Source organism: Bacillus sp. FSL R7-0646 (assembly GCF_037969865.1).
Lineage (GTDB): Bacteria > Bacillota > Bacilli > Bacillales > Bacillaceae > Bacillus > Bacillus licheniformis.
This window is the reverse complement of the sequence record NZ_CP150217.1, coordinates 642,934-662,447: the sequence shown is the minus strand read 5'-3', so window position 1 is coordinate 662,447 and position 19,514 is coordinate 642,934. Positions and strand designations below refer to the sequence as shown.

The 19,514-nt window shown below is 46.1% G+C and carries 17 protein-coding genes; 2 read left to right on the top strand and 15 right to left on the bottom strand.

Annotated elements, in window-relative coordinates; translation table 11 throughout:
* Window positions 1-28: 28 nt before the first annotated feature.
* The 7 genes from MKY62_RS03310 to MKY62_RS03280 all read right to left on the bottom strand — a co-directional run bounded on the left by MKY62_RS03310 (window position 29) and on the right by MKY62_RS03280 (window position 9,390).
* Complete coding sequence (locus MKY62_RS03310) at window positions 29-1,282, bottom strand: extracellular solute-binding protein (protein ID WP_003179453.1); 1,254 nt, start codon at window positions 1,280-1,282, stop codon at window positions 29-31.
* A gap of 94 nt (window positions 1,283-1,376) precedes the next feature.
* Window positions 1,377-3,140, bottom strand: coding sequence for a glycoside hydrolase family 13 protein (locus MKY62_RS03305; RefSeq protein ID WP_003179451.1), 1,764 nt, complete (start codon window positions 3,138-3,140; stop codon window positions 1,377-1,379).
* A gap of 116 nt (window positions 3,141-3,256) precedes the next feature.
* Window positions 3,257-4,207: a LacI family DNA-binding transcriptional regulator gene (locus MKY62_RS03300; RefSeq protein WP_003179449.1), complete on the bottom strand. Its 951-nt coding sequence runs from the start codon at window positions 4,205-4,207 to the stop codon at window positions 3,257-3,259.
* 162 nt (window positions 4,208-4,369) lie between these two features.
* A complete protein-coding gene (gene amyS / locus MKY62_RS03295) occupies window positions 4,370-5,908 on the bottom strand; it encodes an alpha-amylase (RefSeq protein WP_003179447.1) in 1,539 nt (512 codons plus the stop codon).
* Window positions 5,909-6,036: 128 nt separating this feature from the next.
* The gene (locus MKY62_RS03290; RefSeq protein WP_003179428.1) at window positions 6,037-7,416 is read right to left on the bottom strand and encodes a polysaccharide deacetylase family protein; all 1,380 of its coding nucleotides are present in this window, start codon (window positions 7,414-7,416) and stop codon (window positions 6,037-6,039) included.
* A 71-nt stretch (window positions 7,417-7,487) separates the two neighbouring features.
* On the bottom strand, window positions 7,488-8,165 hold the full coding sequence (locus MKY62_RS03285; protein ID WP_003179425.1) for a DUF3298 and DUF4163 domain-containing protein: 678 nt from the start codon (window positions 8,163-8,165) through the stop codon (window positions 7,488-7,490).
* A gap of 277 nt (window positions 8,166-8,442) precedes the next feature.
* Window positions 8,443-9,390, bottom strand: coding sequence for a YafY family protein (locus MKY62_RS03280; protein WP_003179423.1), 948 nt, complete (start codon window positions 9,388-9,390; stop codon window positions 8,443-8,445).
* Window positions 9,391-9,484: 94 nt separating this feature from the next.
* Between MKY62_RS03280 and MKY62_RS03275 the strand changes: the two genes are divergently transcribed.
* Window positions 9,485-9,910, top strand: a complete 426-nt coding sequence (locus MKY62_RS03275; protein WP_339613926.1) for a VOC family protein — start codon at window positions 9,485-9,487, stop codon at window positions 9,908-9,910.
* Between the two features lie 688 nt (window positions 9,911-10,598).
* Here the strand turns inward: MKY62_RS03275 and ftsW are convergent.
* The 4 genes from ftsW to MKY62_RS03255 form a co-directional block, all read right to left on the bottom strand.
* Window positions 10,599-11,747, bottom strand: a complete 1,149-nt coding sequence (gene ftsW, locus MKY62_RS03270) for a putative lipid II flippase FtsW (protein WP_003179415.1) — start codon at window positions 11,745-11,747, stop codon at window positions 10,599-10,601.
* A complete protein-coding gene (gene rodA / locus MKY62_RS03265; RefSeq protein ID WP_003179414.1) occupies window positions 11,744-12,901 on the bottom strand; it encodes a rod shape-determining protein RodA in 1,158 nt (385 codons plus the stop codon). The genes ftsW and rodA overlap by 4 nt, the downstream gene beginning before the upstream one ends.
* A 15-nt stretch (window positions 12,902-12,916) precedes the next feature.
* On the bottom strand, window positions 12,917-13,561 hold the full coding sequence (locus MKY62_RS03260; protein WP_003179411.1) for a helix-turn-helix domain-containing protein: 645 nt from the start codon (window positions 13,559-13,561) through the stop codon (window positions 12,917-12,919).
* Between the two features lie 194 nt (window positions 13,562-13,755).
* A complete protein-coding gene (locus tag MKY62_RS03255; protein ID WP_003179409.1) occupies window positions 13,756-14,388 on the bottom strand; it encodes a homoserine/threonine efflux transporter in 633 nt (210 codons plus the stop codon).
* A gap of 146 nt (window positions 14,389-14,534) precedes the next feature.
* Between MKY62_RS03255 and MKY62_RS03250 the strand changes: the two genes are divergently transcribed.
* Window positions 14,535-15,362 carry a TrmB family transcriptional regulator gene (locus tag MKY62_RS03250; RefSeq protein WP_011197600.1) on the top strand — a complete coding sequence of 276 codons (828 nt, stop codon included), beginning with the start codon at window positions 14,535-14,537 and terminating at the stop codon, window positions 15,360-15,362.
* 32 nt (window positions 15,363-15,394) lie between these two features.
* Here the strand turns inward: MKY62_RS03250 and MKY62_RS03245 are convergent, their stop codons facing one another.
* From MKY62_RS03245 to MKY62_RS03230, 4 genes are all read right to left on the bottom strand, one after another.
* Window positions 15,395-16,450: an LLM class flavin-dependent oxidoreductase gene (locus MKY62_RS03245; RefSeq protein ID WP_003179406.1), complete on the bottom strand. Its 1,056-nt coding sequence runs from the start codon at window positions 16,448-16,450 to the stop codon at window positions 15,395-15,397.
* 259 nt (window positions 16,451-16,709) lie between these two features.
* Window positions 16,710-17,684, bottom strand: a complete 975-nt coding sequence (locus MKY62_RS03240; protein WP_003179404.1) for an SPFH domain-containing protein — start codon at window positions 17,682-17,684, stop codon at window positions 16,710-16,712.
* A gap of 21 nt (window positions 17,685-17,705) precedes the next feature.
* Complete coding sequence (locus MKY62_RS03235; protein ID WP_003179401.1) at window positions 17,706-18,473, bottom strand: TPM domain-containing protein; 768 nt, start codon at window positions 18,471-18,473, stop codon at window positions 17,706-17,708.
* On the bottom strand, window positions 18,473-19,498 hold the full coding sequence (locus tag MKY62_RS03230; RefSeq protein ID WP_003179399.1) for a TFIIB-type zinc ribbon-containing protein: 1,026 nt from the start codon (window positions 19,496-19,498) through the stop codon (window positions 18,473-18,475). The genes MKY62_RS03235 and MKY62_RS03230 overlap by 1 nt, the downstream gene beginning before the upstream one ends.
* Window positions 19,499-19,514 lie beyond the last annotated feature (16 nt).

Genomic DNA, 19,514 nt, shown 5'->3' with positions numbered 1-19,514 from the left:
TATTCTTCCGGACGCTAAAACCGCCGTTTTATTTCACATACTTTTCTTTAATGTTTTCTTTGATCACGCGCACGGCATCATCCGCTGATTGCTGAGCCGATTTTTTCCCTGCTGCCGCGTCAAATATCAAGCTTTCTGCACCTGTCCACACTTCGGCCATTTCCGGAATATTCGGAGTTGGAGTCGCCGTTTCGTATTGTGTGATGACCGCCGACGTCAGCTCGCTTTTTTGCTCCCCTGCTTTCTTTCGAGCAGCGAGGTTGGCCGGAACTTCGTTCGTATCTTCATAAAAGCGGTAAGCGTTTTCGTCATTTGCGGCATATTGAAGCCATTTCTCAGCAAGCTCCGGCTCTTTCGTATATTTTGAGGCGACCCAGCCTTTTCCGCCTGCAAACGGGGCATACTCTTTTCCGTTCGGCAATGTCGGGATTTTCGCTGCGCCGTAGTTCAAACCGGCTTCTTTATAATTGGAAGCCGACCAAGGACCTCCGATAACAGCCGCTGCTTTTCCGTCCATAAAGGTCTGCTGGATAAAATCGTCTGCGCTCGTATTGTCCTGCATGCCTTTCGGCCAATATTCACTAAACCATTTTTCGGCGTATTCCACCGCCTCTACGGCTCCCTTGTTGTTCAGACCGATGTCTCCGGAATCCGTGCCGTCAGCTCCGAATACATATCCGCCGTATCCGGCCATTAAACCGTATGACATGTAAAAGTCCGTCCATTTTGCAAGAAAGGCGGTCGATTTTCCTTTTTCCGAAGAAAAAGCGAACCTCTTGTCTTTTGTTAAATCCTCGAGCACGTTAAAAGTTTTTGGCGGCGTTTTTAACAGGTCTTTGTTGTAATAGAGTACGAGAGTTTCAATAACAAGCGGGATTCCATAGACTTTTCCGCCAACCGTCACCTGCTGCATTTCTTTGTCTCCGAAGCTTTTTGTGTCAGACGGTTTGACTTCCAGCAAATGACCTTGCTGTCCTAAGCCGCCGATACGGTCGTATGCCGCAAGCATGACATCGGGCGCATTGCCTGCCGGACCGTCAAGCGGAAGCGCTTCAAGCTGGTCGAACATCGGCTTTTCAACGATTTTGACTGTCACATCATTCTCTTTTTCAAAACCTTCCTTTATGCTTTCGACGTAAGGTTTATAGACCTCTTCTACAGACACGGTCAGCACTTTTTTCCCGCCGCTGCCTCCCGTTTCCTTTGAACTTGAACAGGCGGCAAGACCGAACAGCAGAACTGACGCCAGCAGCACTAAAATTCCTTTTTTTAAATGTTGCATCTTTTTTCCCCCTTCTATCTTGGAATCTGAGACAATTGTAATCCTCGACAGAAAGCGGTTACAATAGTTTTAAACCTGTTACCGGTAACAGAATTTAGACCGCCCCCAAAATGAAAAATCCGCCTGGCTGAATGTCGACCACATCATCATGCTGAAGCGCTTCTTCCGTCCACGCATCGTATATTCTTTTATCGCTTGCAATCTTCAAATCCCGCAATCTGACACGGCGCACCTCTCTGCCCTGGTGGAAGAAGTAGATCAGCTCTTTTCCTTCATGCGTTCGAGAAAAACTGACAAAATCGTTTTGGTCATCAACCAGCTTCCACTCAAGCGCGCCATAAGTCAATACATCATTCTCTTGTTTTCGCAAAGCGATCAGCCGTTTCATAAATGCGAGCATCTCTTGATTCTGTTTTTCCTCTTCCCAAACCATGCACTTCCGGCACAATGGATCATCGCCGCCGTCAAGCCCGACTTCCGTTCCGTAATAAATGCACGGCGAGCCTGTCTGAGCAAACATGAATGCCAAAAGAGAGCGCACCTTTTTGTCATCTCCTCCGCATCTTGTCAAAATCCGCTTCGTGTCATGACTGTCCAGCAAATTAAACATCACCTCATTGACCTGCTTCATCCCGCTCATTAAATGCGAATTGATGCGGCTGGCCATTTGCGAAGCTGAAATCGATCCGTCTGCAAAATAGTCAATCATCGGTTCTGTGAACGGGTAGTTCATGACCGAATGAAATTCGTCTCCTCTAAGCCACGGATCAGCCTGATGCCAGATTTCGCCCAATATAAAAATGTCGGGCTTTTCTGCCGTGACGGCTTGCCGGAATTTCTTCCAAAACGCATGATCAACTTCATTTGCCACATCCAAACGCCAGCCGTCGATATCAAATTCGCGGATCCAGTACAGCGCAATATCAAGCAAATAAGCCTGAACTTCCGGGTTGGCCGTATTGAGCTTCGGCATCTCGGGAGTAAACGCAAATGTATCATAGCTGCCTTCTTTAACAGGGAAAGAATGAATATGGAACCAGTCTTTATAGCGGGACGTTTCACCGTTTTTGACAACATCCTGCCACTCTTGCGAAGCGCTGCCAATGTGGTTAAAAACAGCATCAAGCATGATTTTCATTCCCCGCTCGTGAATCCGGCTGACCAGCGTGCGAAAGAGCTCCTCATCGCCAAAATGCGGATCGATGGAGCAATAGTCCAATGTGTCGTATTTATGGTTGGAAGGCGCGGCAAAGATCGGCGTCAAATAGATTCCGCCTACCCCCAAGTCTTCCAAATAGTCCAGCTTGTCCATGATCCCCTGCAAATCCCCTCCGAAAAAATCGTGCGCCTCAGGATCTTTGCTTCCCCATGGCAAAGCGTTTTCCGGAGACAAATCTTCCCGCCCGCTGGCAAAGCGCTCCGGAAAAATTTGATACCAGACGGTTGATTTGACCCAGTCAGGTGCATCAAACGTGTCTGCCTCATGAACAAACGGAAATTTAAAACAGTGTTTGCCTATATCCGCCGCTTTCCCGGCAAACGGACATGCACCATTGCTTCCGTAAAAAGTGTCTCGATCATCAGCGCCTGTCAGGATAAATCCGTATTGCAGACGCCTGAATGGAGGCGCCACTTCGGCAAACCAGTAATCATGGGTGCTTGTTGCGGCAATTTTCGCCATCGCAAGCTCGTTCGCTTTCCATGTGCCGCCGGTGTATTCGTAAGGATCGCCCCAAACCAAGCGGACGTGTTCGGCATCATCCTTTTTTGTACGGATCTTGATGTGCAATGTCCGTCCATTGTAAGAATAGGCATCAGAGCTGAAAGGCTGATGATGTATCGCTGCATATTCCATCATGTTTCCCCCTTTTGGTTGTCCGGCTGTGATAAACCGGCTTTTATTCTGAAATTATCATGACGGCGGTAACAGGAACAATCATTTTCAGCTTGTTAACGGTAACAGAATGAGACACCCTACAAAGTCGATTCGCGGACAATAAGCTCCGGCTCAAAAAATTGATTGCCTTGCGGCGCTCCGTCTTCATTGATTTTTTTCAGCAGGATTCTCGCGCAAGCCTCTCCCATTTCAACAACAGGCTGTCTGACGGTTGTCAGGCGAGGCGAAGCGATCCGGTCGAGAAACACCCCGTCATAGCCGGTGACCGCGACATCTTCCGGAATTCTTTTACCAAGCGATTGCACCGCGCGGATAACCCCGAGCGCGATTCGGTCCGAAGCGCAAACAACCGCTGCAGGTGCGTCAAAGGATGCAAGCACTTCCCGCGCGCGTGCTTCACTTTTTTTTGAACTGTTTTCCATCCGGAAAATCGCTGCTTTTTTCAGACTGCCTTCCATCGCCTTAAGGTAGCCTTTTTCCCTTGACCGTTCAAAGGGCTCATCCAAATCGATCCCAAAAAAGACGACATTGCGGACGCCCAGACCAATGACGTGACGTGTTGCCATATAGGTTCCTTTTTCATTGTTAACATCAATAAAATCGTAGCCCATTTCATTTTGCCCGAATACAACGACAGGCTTTTCAAAAACCTTGATGAGCCCTTCAAAATCGGCTTTTCTCAACCCCGTCGCAATAATGCCGTCGCACTGGCCGATATTGAGAGATTTCCTTGTGACAAGCTGCAAAGCATAATGATGACGGTCCAGCTCGCGGCTGATTCCCGTTAACAGATTCATATAATAAGGTTCTGTTGTATCCATTTCTTCCAGTATGAGCAGCTTGACGACCTGTGTTCTGTTTTGAACGAGCGCTCTTGCTGCATAGTTCGGTATATAATTGAGCTCCTTCATTGCGGAATGAACAAGCTTTTTCAATTCATCCGTCACAGTCTCAGGATGATTGATCACCCGCGATACCGTCATTTTCGACACATTTGCTTTCTTTGCTACATCAGATAACGTTGCCATTTCATCCCCGCCTTACCTATGCGATTCAAACTGTCAGCAAGTCCTTCCTGAGGGCTGATGACACTTTGTTAAAATTAATTATAAAATGTAATCAAAGAAATTTATAAGACGGGCAAAATAAAAAAACGGATTTCCTTCAGGAAATCCGTCCTCTCTGCTCTTCTATCTTTGAACATAAATTGAAACCGACCCGCCGTTTACGTGAAACTCTCCCCAGCCTTCCGAATTGATGACAACCGGCTCCGAACGGTTTCCGGTAATGTCATGCCATGTCTCACCGGCGTTTTGCCGGCCGACATACATTCGCTTTGCCCCACCGGGTCCGTCTGTTATTAATGCCGCCAAACCTGAATTTGCAACCGAGCTGTCGCCTTCCCTTGTCCAGCCGACAATGTCATGGTGGTCGAAATAATCATGCTGTGCTCCGTACGCATACTGTTTTCTCGCTTTTAAGATCGGTTCAATTTTGTGTTTCAAGGCAGGAATTTCGCGCTGGGAGTCTCCTTTCGTCCCGTACATATCCCCGTAGAAAACCTGAGGGTATCCAGATTCCCTTGTGAGAATAAAAGCGTAAGCAAGCGGCTTAAACCATGTTTGGACAGTCGACTCAAGCGATTGCCCCGGCTGTGTATCATGGTTATCGACAAATGTAACCGCTTTCAACGGATGCTTGGAAACGACCGTACCGTTCAGCAATTTCCTCATATCATAGCCGCCTCCCTGTGTCGATGCAGCATGGAACTGATAATGAAGCGGCACGTCAAACACTGAATGATTAAAATTTGTTTTGTTCAAATAGTTTTCCAGCGCGCCCAAGTCATTCTGCCAATATTCAGCTACCGTAAACATTTCCTTCCCCGTTTTTTCCCTGACATGATTAACCCAATCCCGCAAAAAAGAAAATTTAATGTGTTTGACAGCATCAAGACGGAAACCGTCCAATTGCAGTTCATTGGCATACCAAGTGCCCCATCTCTTAATTTCTGCTGCGACATCAGGATGGTCATAATCGATGTCGGCATACATCAAATAATCATAGTTGCCGTTTTCATTGGAAACTTCCCAATCCCAAGCCTTTCCTTGAAACTTATAGATGCGGTTCAGCTTTCGGGACTCGTCCCAATCGGTTCCGTCAAAATGGTACCAATGCCATTTAAAATCGCTGTATGTGCTGCCGCGCCCCGGAAAATGAAAATGTGTCCAGGCTTTAATTCGGTGTTCTCCTGAAATTACGCGGTTGCGGTCAGCGGGATCGACTTCAACCGCGGTTACATCTTCGGTCGCATCAGCGCCGCCTTTGTGGTTGATGACCACATCCCCGTAAACGTTAATGTCGCGGGAATGAAGACTTTTGATCGCAGATTGCAGCTCTCCTTTTGTGCCGTACTTTGTCCGAACCGTCCCTTTTTGATGAAACTCCCCTAAATCATAAAGGTCGTAAGCACCGTAGCCCACATCCGCTTGGCTCGTTCCCTTATATGCCGGGGGAATCCAGACGGCAGTAATACCGTGTTCAGCCAAATATGCCGAGTCGTTTTGTAAGCGCTTCCAATGTTGGCCGTCATTGGGCATGTACCATTCAAAATACTGCATCAGCGTCCCATTAAGATTTGCCGCCGCTGCTGCAGAATGAGGCAGCAAGAAGATGAGCGCAAATAACAGCGTCAGCAATCGGGCGTAAAGCCGTTTTTGTTGTTTCATGATTCTCCTCCCCTTTCAATGTGAAACATATGATATTGTATAAATATTCCGAATTTTTAACAAATACCATTTTCCCTATATTTTCTTCCAAAAGAAAAGCGCCGATATGGCGCTTTCTACTCATTTATTCAATAGCCTCTCTGCTTCTTCACTTCTTCAAGCTGAGATACAGTTACCAATTGATAGCCTTTTGCTTTCAGCTTTTTAATAATCTCTTCAGCAGCATCTGCGGACGTTGCATAAATATCGTGCATTAAGACGATTTTTCCGTCTCCCGCATGGCTCATGACATGATTGACAATCTTTTGCTTATTTTTGTACTTCCAATCTTCCGGATCAACATCCCACAATGAAACCTTCAGATTGGAAAGCGAGCGGACGGAATCATTGATCCCGCCGTATGGAGGACGCAAGTGTACAGGCAGGTGTCCGCTGATTTTTTCGATCATTTCTTGCGTGTCGTTAATCTCCTGATACGCTTTTTCATTTGACAGCCTTGTCAATAACGGATGGTCCCAGGAATGGTTGCCGACTTCGTTTCCTTCCTTCAGCATCCGTTTTATCGTTTCGGGATAATATTGCGCTCTGCTTCCAAGCACAAAGAAGGTCGCATGCCCTTCATGCTTCTGTAAAGCGTTTAATATTTTATTCGTTGTAGCGGGATTCGGACCGTCATCAAATGTGAGGGCAATCACTTTTTCATCGGGATTAATTTTCGCTTGCTTCGGAAGCGGAACAGGCTCCTGATCAGGTTTGGCCTGAAGACGATTCTTTTTCATATCCTGATATCGGTCTTTTAAAATATCTTTTACCCATTCTTTTTTTATTTTTACAGACTGTTCAAGACCGGTTTGTTTTTTCTCAAAATAAAATTCCACCTCGTTTTCAAGAAGCGCGAAGCGGCTGAAATGTTCTTCCTGAGGGCTCGTCCCTTCTTTTAATAAAGCCATGTCAGCAGACGGATTCCGATTTTTCAATTCCTGATAGGCAATGCTTGAAATCCTGTTCAGAAAATCTGAATTCTCTTCAAACAGATCTTGAAGGGACAGCAGCTTTTTCTGCTTTAAATCAGCGTTAAACGTCTTGACAAATGTTGTACCCGATACGCCGCCGGCCTCTATGTATTGATTCAGCACAACACTGGCCGTATCCTTTGTATAATAGACAACCTTATATTTAATGTTCAGTTCAAAAGGCCCGTCTTCATCCTGAGCCTGGGCCTTTGCGTTATCCTCTTTAAAACCGGCCAATTCTTGATTCACATAATCTTTTATTTGTTCATCGATTTCTTTTATGTGAAACACCGGATAATGGATGGCATACCTCTCTTGTTTGCTGTCATTGACCATGGATTCGACGCCGAGGCCGGATTGTCCGCGGTCTTTTTTTGGCTGAGGGGGCTCTTGGCTGTTGCTTGACACTTTATTGTAAGAGTACCCTGCCAAACCTATTAATATCGTTAAAAAAATCAACATTTTAACCCATCGAAATGATGGTTTGCCAGACATCGCTGCTCACTCTCCTGTTTCATGACTTGCTCTCTCTGTTTCTATTACAAATATTAGATCTAATGCCGGGGCTAATATAAAAGCGTCGACGGAAGCTTTATTTCCTGGTTTCCGGCTGCATACGGGGCGATATCATACTGCTGAAATACAATTGAAATTCCGCTGCTTGTATAATAGAATGCCGTATGTTCATCCAAACGGATATCGCTCTTTTTAAGATCAGAATAAAACTGTTCCGGATGTTCGTTGATATAGCTGAAAATATAGTTTTTTGCCTTTTCGATTTTCGCCTGATTGTTTAATACGTCAGTCAGCACGACTTGTTTATGCTTGTCAAAGTCAAAGTTGTAGGATGTTACGGTGTACATGCCGTGCGCACCGCCGGAGAACTGATAGTCATAGATTAAAAAGCTCAGTTTGCCTTCCTCGTTGTATTTGACTTTGTAGGACGTTTCATAAACGTTTTCTTCATCCTTATCCTTCTTTTCGGCATCATTAACGATTTTTTGAAATTCTTTATAGGAATTTTTTAAATGAAGTTTTACCGCATCGTTGGCCAGCTTGGCATCCTCTTCCTTCAAATCGCTGAATACCGGAAAAGAAAGCGAACTGATGTCTTTGTAATACTCCGTGTGAACCGCGGCTTTTCTATTTTGTGAAGCGTTTATTTGAGATGTTCCTTTATTGATGATAAATAGCAGCGATGCTGTGAGTACAAGGAATCCTAAAATAGCCATCGCTTTTTTCATAAGCATGCTCCTTTGTCAATCTTCTTTTAAACTCGTAACATATCATTTTCTTTTGTAACAAAAATGTAATATTAATATCATATTTGTAATGATACTCACTTTTAAATCTGCCGTCAACTTTTTTGGGTAAAAATTTCTTCTGACGGCAAAAATAAGACACTCTCGATTCCTGAGAGTGTCTTTAACTGGAGGATGAAGAAGACATGCGTCTTCACGCGTTTTTTGCGGAACTTTAAATGCAGAAAATCGCAGGCTGCGGTATACCGGAGTCTTCATTTCAGCCGTATTGTTTCAGCATGTCGGATAATGTCCGTTTCATCCTTTCAATTAATTTGGAAGGCTTCTGAATAACCGCTTCCCGGCCGAACGAAATGAAATAATCCGCAAAAAAATCGATATCCTTCGGCGCGATTTCGCCTTTCAGCACGCCGGACCCATCTTCTCTTACATGCAGTTCAAGGTGCGGCCATTTGAGTGAACCGTGCCGCTCTACTCCCTTTTTTGTCAGCTCGGCGGATAATTCCAATGTCTCCCTTGGCCGGGACAAAGCCGAAAAACGGTTCTTTAAATTGAGGCCGGACAAATCAATCGGTGCCTTATGTTCATCAAGCTCGGCCCGCTTGATCCGGTCGCACCTGAATATGCGGTAATCCTTTCTTAAAAAACAGTAAGCCGGGCAATACCACTTCCCTTGATTGGCATAGATTCCGATCGGCTGAATGCTCCTCTTGCTTGATGCGCCATTTGCTTCATACTCGATGATCAACACCTTTTGCTGAACCGCTGCCTCAAGCAGCACCTTTAAAACCGGAATGTCGTCTGTTTGCTCATAAGGCGTATAAAAAGCAACGCGGTCCTTCATACTGTCAATCGCATCCCGGATATCTCCTGAAAGGTTTAAATAAAATTTCTTTTTGATGGATGCGTACTGGGCATCAAACGGCAGGGATATATAATGCTTCAGTGCATCGATCGCAAAGAAGATTGAGATCGCTTCGTTCTCGCTGAAGGCGATGGGAGGAAGAATCCTTTCATTTAACACCTGATATCCTCCGTGGGGGCCGGTTTCAGAATAGAGGGGCACCCCCATTTCGCTGAGCTCTTGCAAATCCCTTAAAACCGTTCTCTTTGAAACCCCGAATTCCCGCGCCAGCTCCCCGACCGTAAATCGTTTTTTCCGGTTTACCATCATGATCATTTCATTCAATCGTTTCGCTTTAGACATGAATACCTCCAATTATTTTTTAACCACGACATTAGTTGTCACCATTATAATATACAATCTCCTTAGATCAACAAAAAAAGGAGATGTTCCCCCTATGAAAACGCGATTCACACCTTATATCCTGATGAATGGAAGAGCAAAGGAAGCGATTGATTATTACCGTGATGTACTCGATGCCGAAGTAAAGTTCAGTCAGACGATTGGTGAAGGCCCCGCAGATGAGGCAGCGAACTTTAAGGAAGACGAATTGGATTTCATCGCACATGCCGTTTTGACAATCGGCGACGCTGTCCTGATGATCGCCGACATTATTCCTGAACTGCCTTTCCAAAGCGGAAACCAATTGTCCATTTGCGTAACGGCAGCCGATGTTTCTTCGGCCAAGCGGCTTTTCGGCAAGCTGAGCGAGCGGGGCGAGGTCAAGCTTGAGCTGAAGGAAACTTATTTCAGTTCCGCATACGGCATTGTCACTGATCCGTTCGGCGTTGCCTTCCAAATTTTTGCCGCGCGTCCCGCATAAATGAACAATATATTTCAAACAGGCCGGGTTTTAATGAACCGGCCTGTTTTGCACTAGATCAGCTGCTAAAGGAATGAGCAGGGTTCCGGCTAAGAAAAAACAGCATTTACTCAGTTTGACCGCAGAACGTTTTAAGAAAACTGCGGTTTTTCAAATTTGCATGTCAACGGACATTTATGGAAACAACTCTGCTTTTTGGTATAATAAGGGTTGGCAGCAGTTCGGTTCTATATAAGGGCGGTCGGCTCATCCTCCATCTCTTGAAGAGAAAGGGGGTGAGCATGTGACAGTATCAGAGGCCTTGCAACTCATGGTGTCTTTCGGCATTCTCGTAGTGGCCATTCTGTCATCAAACGACAAAAAAAAGTAAGATCGCCCTTGATTCCCACACCAAGACGATCTTACTTTTTAATTGGGATCTAAAAATAGAGCCGACTCCTTTTTATGGAGCCTCTCTGTTGCTTCCGGGAGATGTTGCCGCATCTTCCGGTCTTTTTTAGTTTATGCATTCATATAAAGAGATTATTCTGTTTCATACACCTTGAATATATCATGATTTCCTTTATTTATCAATATGAACGCATTTATATGTATAAACACGTCCCGGTCAAATTCTATATGAGAAGACAAGATCAACAATCGTAACTTTGAGATAAAATTCTCCACTTCAAAGTTAAGAAAAGACTCTCTACAAAAGAAAGGCCACATCTTTTTTAACTCCCCGCTTAACATGTGATGAGAGGTTGACCAATATCCCGGCTGTCGTCAGCATGAACAATAACGAAGAACCTCCGTAGCTGACAAACGGAAGAGGAATTCCGGTAATGGGAAGAAGGCCGAAAACAGCGCCCAGGTTAAATAACGCTTGAATCATGATCTGGAAAGTAAGGCCGACCGCCAGCAGCTTTCCAAACGGATCATCGATTTGCACAGCGATCCGAACCCCTCTGAACATGATCAACAGGTAAGCCCAGATGATCACCGCCAGCCCGATACCGCCGAGTTCTTCAGTGATGACCGCCATGATAAAGTCCGTATGGGCTTCGGGAAGAAATCCCAGCTTTTGAACGCTGTTCCCCAATCCATTCCCCCATAACCCGCCCGAATCAATGGCAAGGTAGGAATTGATCAACTGGTAGCCGTCTCCGTTTTCATTTTGAAAAGGATCGCTGAACGATGTCAGCCTTTTTAACCGGTACGGCGCTGTTATTGCAAAATATGCGATGCCAGCCCCTGCCATTGTTCCGAGAAGCAGCAAGTGCCGCATTCTGAGGCCGGCGCACAACAGAACCGCTCCGCAGCTTAACAGGATGGAAACGGCGGTGCCCAAGTCAGGCTGTTTTAAAATCAAAAAAAACACAGCCGCCAAAATCAGCAGCGGCGGCATGACGCCCTTTCCGAAATCGGCGATGTATTTCTGCTTTTTTGCATACACATAGGCGAAATAAATAACCATCACAAGCTTCACAGCCTCAGACGGCTGAATCATGAGCGAACCGAATTGAATCCACCTTTGGGAATTGTTTTTCTCCATCCCGATTCCCGGCAGCAAAACGAGAATCAGCATTAAAAAAGAAAGCTTCACCAAAAACCGAATGAGTTTGCTGTAAGCTTTGTATGGGAAAATGGCGGCAGCCGAAAAAAAGGCCAAACCGATGAGCAGCCATTGCAGCTGCTTCATAAAAAAATAGCTGCCATCATGATACTTCATATATCCGAGGGGGTAGCCGGCGCTGTATACCATCAGCAAGCCAAACGCAGATAAAAACAGAACCGCGGCAATCAATACATAATCAAGTTTCTTTAGATGGGAAAGAATCATTTTGAGCAACTTCATCCCCAATCATTCCCAAACATGTAATGTTTAGATCTGATATTCACACTGAAAACGAGACCTAAAGCGATCATGTTGGTCAACAGCGCGCTGCCGCCATAGCTGATAAACGGAAGAGCGAGCCCCGTGATCGGCATTAACCCGATCGTCATCCCGATATTTTGGAACACTTGGAATACAATCAACCCTGCAACCCCCGCACATATATAAAGACCGAACAGACTGTTGGACGAAAGCGCAATCCTGATGATTCTGTAGATCATCAGAAAATACAGACAGACTAATGTTACGGCACCCAAAAAACCGAATTCCTCACCAATCACGGCGAAAATAAAATCAGTATGAGCCTCCGGAATTTTCCCTCCCTGAACTTGGATTCCTTGAGTAAAGCCGCTCCCTGACAGCTGGCCTGATCCGATCCCCAATAACGCCTGCGTCAGCTGGTATCCATATGTAGAGGCATGTTCATGAGGACTGAGCCAGCCATATATCCGGTCAAGCTGGTGAGGCTTAATAATCTTTGAAAATATCTCAAAGTAATGATTGTGCAAATACGTCAAAAAGGCAACCAATGCCATGAATCCAAGTGACAGGGACACGATCATCCTGCCCGAAATCCCCGAGACCAGCATCAACGTGAATGCGATCGATAAAATCACCAATGCGGACCCTAAATCTGGCTGAACCAATATAAAGAAAAACGGAATCACCGTGTACATCATGATTTTTCCCGTCGGAATGATGCTCTCGGCGAAGGAGAACCTTTTATGCTGAAATTGATTGAGTATCGAAGCCAGCAGAAGAATCAAAATGATCTTCATAAATTCTGAAGGCTGGATTTCGATGACCCCGAAGCTGATCCACCTTTGCGAACCGTTTTTGTAAGTTCCAAAAAAATGAACGAGAATCAGAAGAAAAACGGCTCCCACAAATAAACGAAGCGCCAATCGTTCAAGCAGCTCATAGTCGATGTAGGCCGTTCCCGCCATGACGCCAAACCCGACAAGATACCAAAAGACCTGCCGTTTGGCAAAATAAAAAGGGTCCTGTGTTTCATACTGGCCCGACCCGCTGTAAACGGCCAGCAGGCTGATGATAAACAAACAAAATAGAATGAGCAGCAGACTGATGTCAATGTTGATATGCTTTCTTTTCATCTTGAACATGCTCCATCATGATTTATATGACAGCTGGTTGAAAACGAAATGAACCGCTGCCGCATCATCGATATAGCCGATCGGAAAAATATAATCCGGTATGACATCAACAGAAACGATGAAATACAGCAAAGCGCCGCCCATCAGCAGCAATTCACGCGGCGTCCCCCGCCCCGAGGTAAATCTGCTGTACATGTCGTGCAGACGGGTCAGAAAAGGACCAATGCCGGCAACTTTCTCGATTTTAGATTCAAACTCAGCCAGAATGGTACGCTTTCCTTCCTCCGTCTGAGAATATTGTTCGCACTCATTCAATTTGTTTTTCAGTTCTTCCATGGTAAATGGCCGATCATAGACATTTGAGGTTTGCAAAACATCTTCAATTTCGGCAACTGACGAGTGAATATCCGGACGTTCGCTTTCCTGCGTCTTCTCCATCGCATAGCCGGCCGCTGTCATCAGCTCATCAAAAGAAACGCCGAAGCTTTCTGAAAACCTTTGCAAATGGTTCAGGTTTGCTTTTCTTTTGCCATTGATGATTCTTGAGATGGTCGCTTTATCGATTTGAGTGCGTTCGCTCAATTCTCTTAAAGATAATGATCGTTTTCGCAACTGCTCTTTCAGCAGCACTCCCAGCTGATTTTTCTTTTGTTCATCCACGAGCTTTTCTCCTCCCACGCTAAAAATGTATCAATCTATCAGCCCAAAGACCAAGTCGGTATAAATATATAGAATCGTTGTCAAAATGTCAACGAATAACCATAGCACTCTTATTTCATCTAGTGTTTTCTATCAAATAATCGTTGACAAATAAACAAAAAAAGTGAGCCAAAGCGCTCACTCGTTCTCCAATATCAATCTAAACCCGTTTTAACGCCAAATCCGACAAGCACCAGACCCGCAGCTTTTTGAAAGATCTTCTGGAATTTCACGCTTCTCAGCCATTTCTTTGCGAAATCGATCAAATATACGAGGATGAGGAACCAAAACACAGCAAGAAAAGTAAGGATTAAAGCGAGGATGATCAACTGCTGGTTGACGCTTTCTCTTAAGTTAATAAATTGAGGCATAATCGTGATATAGACCAAAACAGTTTTCGGATTCAGAATGTTGCTGAACAATCCTTGCATAAAAGAATCCTTATAATGCCGGCTTGATGCGTTTTCGTTTTTGTTCTTCTCGGCTTGTATCTCTTCCAAAGAAAACATTTTTTTCGCGAAAAAGCTTTTAATGCCTAAATATATTAAATAGGCCGCCCCCAAGTATTTGATCGTATTGAACAGAATCACCGATTTCGCAATCACCACCGCTAAGCCGAGAACGGCAATCAGCGTCCAGAAAGAAAGCCCCGTCGCCAAGCCGAGAACATTGCAGCGCCCGGCGTTCGGACCGTATCGAAGCGTGTTTTTCACCACAAGCATCGTATCGGCTCCGGGTATCACCACCATCATGGCTGCAATCGATATGTATGACAGCAGGCTATCCATCAGATGTCTCCCCCCATACTGTTTTTATATAGTGACTACTCAAGTAACCACTTATAAAAAGTGTATCAGCGGACTTGAAATAAATCAATACATCCAGCAAAATATGAGTGACAAAGGTAGCGACTCTTGTTGAAGCTGGAGGGCTTATGAAGGAAAACATATTAGACGTACTGAAAAACCTGAATTTCACCGAGTATGAATCGAAAGCATACTTGGCGCTCTTGGAAGAATCGCCGCTGACAGGCTATGCGGTGGCAAAAAAATCGGGTGTTCCCCGGTCGAAAATATACGAAGTGCTGGAGAGCCTTGTAATCCGCGGCGATATATTTGTCAGCTACGGCAACACACCGCAGTACATTCCCGTTCCCGCCAAGGACCTGATTAAAAACCGGCGGATGAAAGCGGAAGAGACTTTTGAACAGGCAGAAAAATATTTCGAGAAGTTTGAGCGCACTGCAAATGACCGGGAAAATATTTGGAACATCACCGGGCGAAGCGAGATTCTCGATAAAGTAAAGGCGTGCATATCATCGGCCGGAAAAAGGATTCTCCTGGAAATTTGGAAAGAGGATTTTCCTGAATTGGAGCCTGAGCTCAAGCGGGCCGCAAAAAAAGGCGTCATTGTGACCATTATTGCATACGGCGACATTGAAGCGGATTTCGCCAATGTCTATCTACATGACAACAGCAGGCAAATTACAGAAGAGTATGACGGACGCTGGCTCGTATTCAGCGTCGACGATTCAGAAGTTGTGGCCGGCATTGTCTCGCATGGGAAAGACAGCCGCGCAGCCTGGACGATGCATGTAGGCTTGGTGATGCCGATTACCGAAGTGATGATTCATGATTTGTACCTGATGGAAATCATGGAGAAGCACAGAGAGGTATTGGAGGAAAGTTTCGGCGAAAACCTGATCCATTTGCGCCGCAAATTTTCGATACATCCGGATTTTAAAAAGCATTATATGAAATAAAAAGGCCTGCGCTAAAGCGCGGGCCTTTCATGTTATGACCTTTCGGATGCCTCCCAGCGGGATACTTCTTCCCTGACGAGCGGCGCCGTTTTTGTTCCAAAAAGTTCAATCGCCTTCATGACATCTTCGTGCGGCATCGAACCGACCGGAACGTGAAGCAAAAATCGGGTGATCCCGACATTCTTGCGCAGATGAATAATTTTTTCCGCCACCGTCTCAGGATCGCCTACATAGAGCGCCCCTTCAAAGCTTCTGGCTGCATCGAAGCTCGACCGGCTGTACGGCCCCCAGCCCCGCTCTCTTGCGAGCGTATTCATGGCCTGCTGGGTGGAAGGGAAAAAACGATCGGCGGCCGTCTCGGTATCCTCCGCGATAAAGCCGTGGGAATGGGAAGCGACAATCAGCTTTGAGGCGTCATGCCCTGCATGTTCCGCTGCTTTGTAATAAAGCTCAACAAGCGGGGCAAAGTGCTGCGGACTCCCGCCGATGATCGCGAGAACCAGCGGCAGGCCGAGCAGGCCGGCGCGAACGACGGATTCCTGGTTTCCGCCGCTTCCGATCCATACAGGCAGCGGCTTCTGCACGGGACGCGGGTAAACGCCTGTATTGTGAATAGCCGGGCGATGCTTGCCGCTCCATGTGACCCTTTCCGACTTTTGCAGTTCGAGCAGCAAATCAAGCTTTTCTTCAAAGAGCTCATCATAATCGTCTAAATCATATCCAAACAGCGGAAAGGATTCGATGAAAGACCCCCTGCCCGCCATGATTTCCGCCCTGCCGTTTGAAATCCCGTCGAGCGTCGCAAAATCCTGAAAAACACGGACGGGATCAGCCGACGACAGCACGGTGACCGCGCTCGTTAATCTGATGCGCTTCGTCTGTGAAGCTGCTGCGGCCAGGACGACGGCAGGAGAAGAAGCTGCGTAATCTTGACGATGATGCTCTCCAACTCCGAATACATCCAAGCCCACCTGATCGGCAAGGACGATCTCCTCCACTACTTCGCGCAGCCGCTCCGCATGGCTGATGACTTTTCCGGTTTTGATATCAGGGGTCGTTTCTACAAAGGTGCTGATGCCTAATTCCATGTCGCTTTTCCTCCAGATTGTTTCCTTTGATTATTCTGTACATCCTTGATTGATGTATGCCGCATTCTTTTCATCCGACATCATTGTTATATATAGAATACGGCGGGCGCTCTGATCACGCAATTAATCCGACTTGTGTATCAGGATCAGCTTCTGTTCCATCAGTTTCCGGCTTGGTATGCCGGCGATCGTGCCGGCAGCGAAAGCCCTCATTCACATAGAAGATACCAACTTTGCCGGCATCAACCGATCCCCCCGCTTACACTAGCTTCTGACCGCAGTTCGGACAGAAATTGGCTTCGCCCGTTTTCGTTCCGCAGTTTGGACAGAAGTTCGGTTTTGCCGCTGGCTGCGGCGCGCTTGGTGGCGTCTGTGTTTGCGCCTGCTGATTTTGGTTCATCTGATTCATCATTTGGTTCGCCACGTTCATCCCCATCATCATGCCGGCCATGTCAGATGCGGCACCGCCGCCTGTCATCTTTCCTGAAGCCATGCCGTCTGTCATTGAAATCTGCTGATATCTGTTCAGATCGCCGACCATGCCGTGGGAAGCGTTTTTCGTGATCATGTCCTGGACTTCTTTCGGATAATTGAAACTCATGATGTTAAAGCCTGTTATCGTCATGCCGTCGCCGACAATCTCCATATCAAGATCTTCCTTGATTCCCTTTGCGATATCAAAGGCGTTGGCTTGAAGGTTGAACATATCTTTTCCTTCTTTTGTGATCCACTTCATCAGAAGCTGATCGAGAATGGATGTGATCCGTATTTTGATATCTTCCACAACATACTGATCTTTCACACCGGCAATTTTATCGATTAATGCGACATAATCATTCACCTTAAAGTTAAATGTTCCGTTCGCCCTGATCGGCATGCCGCCCGGAAGTCCTGCAGCCGGGATATTGATGGCATTCTTCGTCCCCCACTTGACGGTAAATTCCTTCGTGTTGACAAACAGGACTTCGGCGCGCATCCCGCTGTTAAAGCCAAATTTAAAACCTTTTAAAGTGGATAAAAAAGGAATAATTTCGGATTCAATATCATAGTCGCCCTCATCCTGGAAAATGCCTTCAATTTTTCCGTTGTTTAAAAAGACGGCATCCTGACCGGGGCGAATGATCAGCCGGCTCCCCTTTTTGATTTCGCGGTTGTTCCATTTATAGAAAATCATATCATCGCGAAATTCATCCCACTCTACTACATTTGCAAATTGATTTCTAAAAAACACCATTTAAGCTCTTCCTTTCCCTTTCTAAAAGCTTCCCCGGCTGCCGCTGTGCGAATGGCCTCCGCTCGTCGTTCCGCCGCCTGAGCTTTTATTATTGGACGGTTTTCTCTGTTTTGTGACGGTCGTTCTGATGTATTCGTCATTATTTCTGATCACTCCGGACGTATCACCGTTCATATAAGTGCTTGCACTTACTGTCACTTTGCCGCCTGAATTGTATTTCATAATGGCGACGGCAATTCCCGCGATGACTGCCGAAACAAGCAATTGAAACCACGTCTTAAAAAAGATGCTGTCCGCCCACGGTTTCTTCTCCATATCATCATGCGCCGCCTTCATAAACATTTCGAATGCGGCCTCATAATGCTTGTCGGATATATCCGGCGTGATTTTTTCTCTAATTTTGTCCAGCCTGGCGTCATTCAAATATTCTTCAGCCTTTTTAAAGCCGGCAAGATAGACTTCTCTATGCTCCATATCTACCGTTAATACGGCTGCATTTCCGTGCTTCTTCTGGTAGCCGGGCGCTTTTTCGTCATAGAAGTCCTCCGCATATTTCTTTACATCGCGGCCGTTTGTATCATTGGTCGTCACAATGATAAAGTCGGTCTCCCGTTCGGCGCCCAATTTGGCTGCCAGCGTTTCCAGCTTCTCGATTTCCTGTTTGGTCAGAAGCCCGGCTTCATCATAAACAAACCGCTTCTGTTCAGAGGCTGCCGCACCGGAGGCTATAGGGATGAAGACAAGGAAAATCATACATAAGATCATCGCGCTTCTCAATAAACTTCTCATCACGCCCCGCCTCCCATTACAGCAGCAATGATTTTCCAGAGTGCAAATATGGAGACGGCCAGCCCGCTGAACCACATTTTTTCTTTAAATGAGCTGATCGGCGGCTTGCCGACGACTTTTCCCGTTTGTCCGTTCATGGCAAAGATGTAATCCTTTTGTTTGTAGTTGTAATTGACCATCCAGACGGGCAAAAGCACATACAAGCTTTTCACTTTTTGTGTATCGACGTGTTTCGTTTTCACATCGACTGAGCTGTACCCGGACAGGGTGGAATCGATATATGACTCGATGTAGCCGCTGATTTTGCTTTTCGCCCGCGGAAAAAGCTCTTCATCATCGTAATTATATTTTTCAGCGATGTAGCCTGCCAAATAGGCCGTTTTAAAATCTTTCAGCTGATCATATGGATATGGCTCCAATTTGTCCATCAATTGATCGTTCATCTTTTCTGAGGCATCCACCGGGACTTTGATGTAGTCGAGATTGATATCGCGAAACGCATCATAATGTTCGGTCTCCGTGTAGATATAGTCGCCCTGTATATACCTATGTACCTTTGTGCAGCGGGCGCTGACCTGCACTTTGCTGTTTAAATCGTACATCCAGAAAGGGACGTACATGCCTGTAATGCTTTTAATCCGGTCAGCCGACATAAAGCCCTTTGGTGTGAGCAGCCCTTTTCTGCACCACTTGCGAAACGCGTCCGCCGCCTCCTCTTTGCTGATCGTAAAAGGAATGACCTTTGCCGGAGCAAGGCTTCCGGACAGGCGGTCGGCGATCACTGCCGCTCCTCCGCAAAAGCTGCAGGATGTAGCCGTCGTTTCTTTCTCAGTGATCAAAATAGCGCCGCAGTTTTGGCAATGATATTCTGTTGCTTCATCTTCAGTAAATCTCGCAGTTTTCAATTCTTCCGGAATGTTTTCAATCTTGTCCTGTCTCCCGCAGCTGCGGCAGGCGAGCGTGCCCGATTCAGCGTCAAAGGCCATGTCATCCCCGCAGCCCGGACATTTATAAGAAATTACCATGTCTCTTAACCTCTCA